Annotated in this window: 7 protein-coding genes and 1 tRNA gene; 6 read left to right on the forward strand and 2 right to left on the reverse strand. The window is 55.9% G+C overall.

The features are described from left to right. Both rpmA and rplU read right to left on the reverse strand, forming a co-directional pair. A complete protein-coding gene (rpmA, locus tag ACS5Q1_RS26295; protein ID WP_473100939.1) occupies window positions 1–267 on the reverse strand; it encodes a 50S ribosomal protein L27 in 267 nt (88 codons plus the stop codon). 35 nt (window positions 268–302) lie between these two features. Next, window positions 303–695, reverse strand: a complete 393-nt coding sequence (rplU, locus tag ACS5Q1_RS26300; protein ID WP_203441279.1) for a 50S ribosomal protein L21 — start codon at window positions 693–695, stop codon at window positions 303–305. 265 nt (window positions 696–960) lie between these two features. Between rplU and ACS5Q1_RS26305 the strand changes: the two genes are divergently transcribed. The 6 genes from ACS5Q1_RS26305 to ACS5Q1_RS26330 all read left to right on the forward strand — a co-directional run bounded on the left by ACS5Q1_RS26305 (window position 961) and on the right by ACS5Q1_RS26330 (window position 5,994). Then, window positions 961–1,050 (forward strand) — tRNA-Ser (locus ACS5Q1_RS26305). An 811-nt stretch (window positions 1,051–1,861) separates the two neighbouring features. Then, complete coding sequence (locus ACS5Q1_RS26310; protein WP_473100940.1) at window positions 1,862–2,599, forward strand: ABC transporter ATP-binding protein; 738 nt, start codon at window positions 1,862–1,864, stop codon at window positions 2,597–2,599. Next, window positions 2,596–3,351, forward strand: a complete 756-nt coding sequence (locus ACS5Q1_RS26315; protein WP_473100941.1) for an ABC transporter permease — start codon at window positions 2,596–2,598, stop codon at window positions 3,349–3,351. Before ACS5Q1_RS26310 ends, ACS5Q1_RS26315 begins: the two co-directional genes overlap by 4 nt. An 80-nt stretch (window positions 3,352–3,431) precedes the next feature. Continuing rightward, on the forward strand, window positions 3,432–4,142 hold the full coding sequence (locus ACS5Q1_RS26320) for a nucleoside phosphorylase (protein ID WP_473100945.1): 711 nt from the start codon (window positions 3,432–3,434) through the stop codon (window positions 4,140–4,142). Between the two features lie 24 nt (window positions 4,143–4,166). Then, a complete protein-coding gene (locus ACS5Q1_RS26325) occupies window positions 4,167–5,168 on the forward strand; it encodes an ABC transporter substrate-binding protein (RefSeq protein WP_473100942.1) in 1,002 nt (333 codons plus the stop codon). 49 nt (window positions 5,169–5,217) lie between these two features. Beyond that, on the forward strand, window positions 5,218–5,994 hold the full coding sequence (locus tag ACS5Q1_RS26330) for an ABC transporter permease (protein WP_473100943.1): 777 nt from the start codon (window positions 5,218–5,220) through the stop codon (window positions 5,992–5,994). Window positions 5,995–6,128 lie beyond the last annotated feature (134 nt).

Genomic DNA, 6,128 nt, shown 5'->3' on the forward strand with positions numbered 1-6,128 from the left:
TTACTCTGCGGCCTCTTGGGCCGGTACGACCGATACAAAAGCTCGGCCTTGACGCGTAAGGAATCGGACTCGGCCATTGGCCGTGGCAAAGAGGGTGTGATCTTTGCCCATGCCGACATTGGCGCCGGCATGCCATTTCGTGCCGCGCTGACGAATAATGATGTTGCCGGCGACGACCTGCTGATGGCCGAATTTCTTGACGCCCAGACGACGGCCGTCGGAATCGCGACCGTTGCGAGACGAGCCGCCTGCTTTTTTGTGAGCCATGGGTTACTCCCGTGTTCCTGTCAGTTGCCGAACGCTTATTCAGCGGTGGCCGGCGCAGCCTCGTCAGCCGCAGCCTTGGTGGTCTTCTTGGCCGCAGCCTTCTTGGGCTTTTCGCCACCGGCGAGGATCTCGGTGATCCGCACCACGGTGTAGTCCTGGCGATGCCCGCGCTTGCGGCGCGAATTCTGGCGACGGCGCTTCTTGAAGGAGATGACCTTCTCGCCGCGGGTGTGTTCCACCACCTCGCCTGCCACGGTCACGCCCTCGACGAGGGGGGCGCCCACCTGGGTCGAACCGTCGTTCGTGACCATGAGAACCTGGTCGAACGTGACGGCGGTGCCAGGCTCGCCTGCGAGCGTGGCGACGGTGATGACGTCGTTGGCGGCAACGCGATACTGCTTGCCGCCGGTCTTGATCACTGCGAACATCTTGATCCTCGTGTTCAAACCCAATTCTCAGCGGGGGAAAGCCCCCGCCGGATTGGCTTTTTGGCAGTTTCCGGCTTCGGTTTACGGCAGTTTGAAACTGCCGCATGGACATGAGCAGACACTCGTATCGGCTCATAGAGGAGGCCTATCTACGGACGGAGCCTGTCCTTGTCAATCAAAAACCTTGCTTTTGGCGCTTGAAGACCCGCCAAGCCCATGATATCCACCCGGCCTCAACCAGCGGGCCTCAAGGCCTTCGCACCCCGGAGAGGTGGCAGAGTGGTTGAATGCACCGCACTCGAAATGCGGCATACGGGCAACCGTATCGGGAGTTCGAATCTCCCCCTCTCCGCCAATTTTACCAATAAAGACAATATCTTAGATTTGCGCATCTCAGCTGCGGGGCTGAAGCGTGAGCGGCCGTTTCTCGTCAGATATGTGACGGCCACAATCGCGGCACTCCTTCGCTGATCATGTGCCTGTCCAGCTATGACCATCTAGGCGGATAATGTTGCTTGGATCGCCCGTGCCTTCGATCTCGCAGGCAATGAAGACATCAGAAAGATCCCTGTCCCAGGTTGAATGAAAGTGCCGTTAAGGGCTCAGCCTCGTCGCCCTACCCATCCGTTGACGAGAATTTTCTCTGCGGGTGATGCTCTCTTTTCTTTCAGGGTGGCGAGCGTCATGGCATCGATTGTGACCGCGCGCGATCGGACTTTAAATTACATGATATGACCTTACAATCAGCCTCGCGCACGCTATTTGTCTCTGAGTGGTTCTCCGCTATGCGCCTGCCGCAGCGGTTCTTCGAATTGCTTATGACGATCCGTCTCGGCCGAGGCTCACCTGTTGGTTACCGAGGAGCCCAGCAATGTGCCTTGTCAGGAGCAGCTCAGTAGGCTGCTTGAACAGGTCTGATTAGCCGAGGCTCAAGCAGATTTCTTGAAGCAGTTGCCATCATCTGTAACGCACTGCTCAACCGCCTGCTAAAATCGTTATGCTACGAAATTTCATTGCACGATCACCGTTGACCAGAATTTGCCCAGTCACTGGCAAAAGAAGTGCAGGATGCATGCTCGTCAAAGCTTGTCTGCAAGAGGCTGAGTGTGTCAGTGCAACGGGGACTTTCAAGAGCATGTCTAAGACCCTCAGGTGCGAACAGACAAATGATTAAAATCCGAGGTGTTCACAAAGACTTTTCAATCAATGGCGCTGCAGTGACGGCGCTGAGTCCAACCGATCTTGATGTGAGCCGCGGCGAGTTCGTTAGCATCATTGGCCCCTCTGGTTGCGGGAAGTCGACTCTATTGCGCATTCTCGCTGGTCTTGAGACGGCAAGCGGTGGCTCCATTGAAGTTGACGATAGGAGTTCATCCCGGCAGCGCGTCGGCTTTGTGTTCCAAGAGCCGGTTCTCCTACCGTGGCTCTCCGCGCTTGAGAATGTTCGCTTCCCTCTTGATACAGCCGGGGTCGCCCAGGCTGAGGCTGACAGCCGTGCAATGGACTTGCTAAAGCTCGTGGGGCTGACTGGTTTCGAAAATGCCTTACCCCGTGCCTTGTCTGGCGGGATGCGTCAGCGCGTCTCTATCGCACGTGCTCTTTCCTATGATCCGTCGCTGCTCCTGATGGACGAACCTTTTGGCGCTTTGGATCTCATTACTCGCGACAGGCTGAATGATGAGCTCCTTTCGATCTGGGCGCAAACCAAGAAGACTATTCTGTTCGTAACGCACAGCGTCGAAGAAGCTGCTTACCTTTCCGACAGGGTGGTTGTGATGTCCTCACGTCCCGGCCGTATCAAAAACGTCTACAATGTGGATCTTGTTCGCCCTCGAGGGGAGGGCACGAAATTAGATCCGGCGTTCCACCAGTTGATGGCTGGCCTTCGGCGGGATCTGCAATGAAAGGCTTCAGGAGAGTTCTTGAAACCACTTTCGCCATCGGAGCCATCGTTATCGCGTGGGATCTCTATACGCGTATCTACGATGTCCCTGACTTCCTGCTGCCTTCTCCGGTCTCGGTTTGGAATGCTCTTGTAGAGGCTGCTAAAGGACAGCTATTTAGCCATCTTCTATATACCATTACCATTCTCGTCGCCGGCTATACTGTGGGAGTGCTCCTCGGTGTTGCAAGTGGGCTTCTTCTAGCAAAGAGTGCACGGGTGGAGCGCTGGCTGTCTGGTCCAATCCTCTTCTTGCAAACCGCCCCAAAGATTGCTCTAGCGCCCCTCTTTGTCATTTGGTTCGGTCTGGGCATTACATCCAAACTCATACTAATTGTATCGCTTGTCTTCTTTCCGGTTCTGATCGCGACCCTCGTTGGCGTCCGCTCAGTCGACAGACGACTCCACGATCTTGCGAAGGTGCTTCATCTCAGTCTATGGCAGCGCTTCCGACGAATTGAGTTCCCGTCGGCTCTTCCCGAGATCTTCATTGGTCTTCGCGTGGGGGCAGTGCAAGCTGTAGTCGGTGCTATTCTTGCTGAATGGATGGCTGGCAAGCAGGGCCTAGGATACCTGATGACGTTTGCGACGGCCACTTACAAGACGCCCCTTCTGTTCGCCGCGGTCATCGTAACGGCCCTCTTAGGCATTACCGTCTACCAGATCATCGAATTTCTCGAGCGTCGCCTCCTATCTTGGCGAGATCAGCCATGACCAGCACAGCATCACGTTCAGCTGCCTTCCCCTGGCTTGGGGGGCGCCCCACCCATTTGCCCTGCGAGGCAGCTGATGTAATGCCGTCTGTCCTCCTTCCAGGGGATCCCGATCGGGTTTCGAAGGCGGCAAGTGTCCTGGATCAAGTGACGGAGATTGGGCGTCGGCGGGAATTCCAAATGGCCCGTGGCACTTGGAACGGCACGCCGATCACGGTTTGCTCAACAGGGATCGGGGGCCCCTCAACCGAGATCGCAGTGGTGGAGCTTGCTAACCTTGGAATGAAAAGAGGGATCCGGGTTGGAGGTATGGGAGCAATTGACCCGAGCATGCCTCTTGGCTCGTTCCTGATTGTAGATACGGCCCTTCGCAATACAGGAACCGCCCGCGTTTATGATCCTTCGGGTGAGCCCATTCCTGCATCAACAGAGGTCGTAGAGGCGCTAGAGCATGCAGCGAGAACACTCGAGCTGCCGTTCCGCAGGGGCGCAATCTACACCACAGATTCCTACTACTGGGGACAAGAGCGTTTGGCTCGTCCCGGCGCCGACCCTCGGGAGTTGCCGACAAGTGGGCTGATGCGACAGCTTACCGAGGCCGGCGCTGTCGGTATGGACATGGAATGTGAAGCACTATTCGCTGTCGGCAGGGCTCTCGGCAGCCAGGTTGGTGCTGTTTTGGCGGTGCACGGCAACCGCGCAACAGATCAATGGCTAGAAGACTACGAAGAAACTCAGCACAACCTTATTCGCCTTGCGGCAACAGCAGTATCATTTCTCGACGCTAGGTAACGCGTCCAACCTGGGAGCTCTCTGATGAAACGCAGAACATTTCTCGCAAGCGGCGCACTTGCCACAGCTGCAGGCTTCTTCCCGCGTATCGCGGGTGCTCAAAGCACTGAGGCGGTGACCCTGCAAATCGACGGGGCTGCCGTTCCATTTTACGCTCCCATCTATGTGGCCCAAGAGAAGGGCCTATTCGCGAAGAACGGCCTCGAGGTTCGCATCGTCTACGCTGCCGCCGCGGACATCATGCGCAACGTGGCAGCCGGGAATGTCCAATTCGGCTTTCCGAATGGCGATGCGGTTATTGCTGCAAAAGCCAATGGACTTCCCGCAAAGGTCGTTCATACCACCTACCAACGTGGTATTGGAGCAACCCTTTTCAAAACCTCCAAGAGCATCAAGAGTTTCGCTGATCTAAAGGGGAAGACCGTTGCGGTCACAAGCCTCGGAAGCCCCAATTACCTTCAGCTTCAAGTAGGGCTGAAGCAGGCTGGTCTGAAGCTGGATGATGTCAATGTAGAGGTGATCGCCACTGGGGCGATTGTCCAGGCTCTGCAAGCGGACAAGGTTGACGCCATCGTTTTCTCGGAACTGCGGCGTTACAACCTTGAAGCGGAAGGTGTGCAGGTCGGCATGATTTCATCAAACGACTTCTTGCCGTCGTTTGGTAACGTCGTTGTGACCGGCGATCGGTATTTTCAGAGCAATCCAAAGGCAGTGAGAGGCTTCAATACTGCCCTAAGTGAGGCAATCCAGTGGGTTATCGACGGTCATGTTGACGAGGCTTTAGCTATCGCAATCGATAAGCACGCCCAGACTTGGAAGGGTCAGGAGACTGTGCTGAAGCGCGCTTTCACAGATTCGTTCATCCCATCAATCTGGCAAAGTTCACTGACGAAACAGAAGGGCATTGGCGCGGCTGATCTCAGCGCTTGGCAGAAGAACATTGATATCTTGGCCGAATACAAGGTGATCGAGAAGGGCTTTAAGGCCGAAGATCTCGTGATCCAACCCAGCGATATTAAAGCTTGATCCAGTGGCCTCCGCCGTCAGGTGGAGGCTAACTCACCCATGGGTCACAATGACAGTAACCAACATACTGACCGCCTTACGCTCGCTAGCCATCGCGATAGCCATCTGGTGGATTTTTGTCCTTGTAGCGAATGTGCCGGCTTATTTGCTCCCCACGCCGGATGCCATTGCGTCACGCTTTGTTTTTCTCGCGCAAACAGCGGAGCTGACGAAGCACATTCGCGTAACTCTTGCTGAGATTGGCGCTGGATTTATTCTCGGAGGCTTTCTCGGCGTTGCGTTCGGGTGGCTGTTCGTGCGAGTGCCACTTCTCGGTCGCCTGCTGTCCCCCCTTATCTTGCTCCTACAGACGGCACCCAAGATTGCGATTGCCCCCTTGCTTCTCCTTTGGCTCGGACTGGATATGGGGCCGAAAATAACCCTTATCGCAATTGTGACCTTCTTCCCGGTAATGGCTGGTGCCGCGGCGGGATTTGCGGCTGTCGAAAAGCCGTATCAAGATCTTGGCACGCTTCTCCATTTGAGCGCATGGCAGCGCTTTCGACGTATTGAGCTACCTTTTTCGTTGCCGCCTATCCTGGCCGGTTTGCGGATTGCTTCGACCCAGGCTGTCACCGCGGCTGTCATTGGCGAGCTCATGGGAGCGACCTACGGCCTCGGTTATCTCCTCAGCTTAGGACAAGAGAATGGCGATGCCAGCGTGGTTATCGTCGCAATTCTGATTTTATCCGCGATTGGCTGGGGCTTCCACGAACTCATCCGGCTCTGCGAAAGACACATGCTAAGTTGGCATACCAGTCAGATAGCCATAGAGGCCACAGCATGAGGTATTGATGTTATTGATCCGGCTTGGGTGATCTTGAACTACGCGGCATAGCGGAAAGATGGATGCCCAAAGTAGCTCCGGATCCGGTCGGGCAACTTGGCGAGCCGGCGCATGTGGCTGATGACGGCGCGCCT

This window comes from Microvirga sp. GN3 (genome assembly GCF_055792825.1).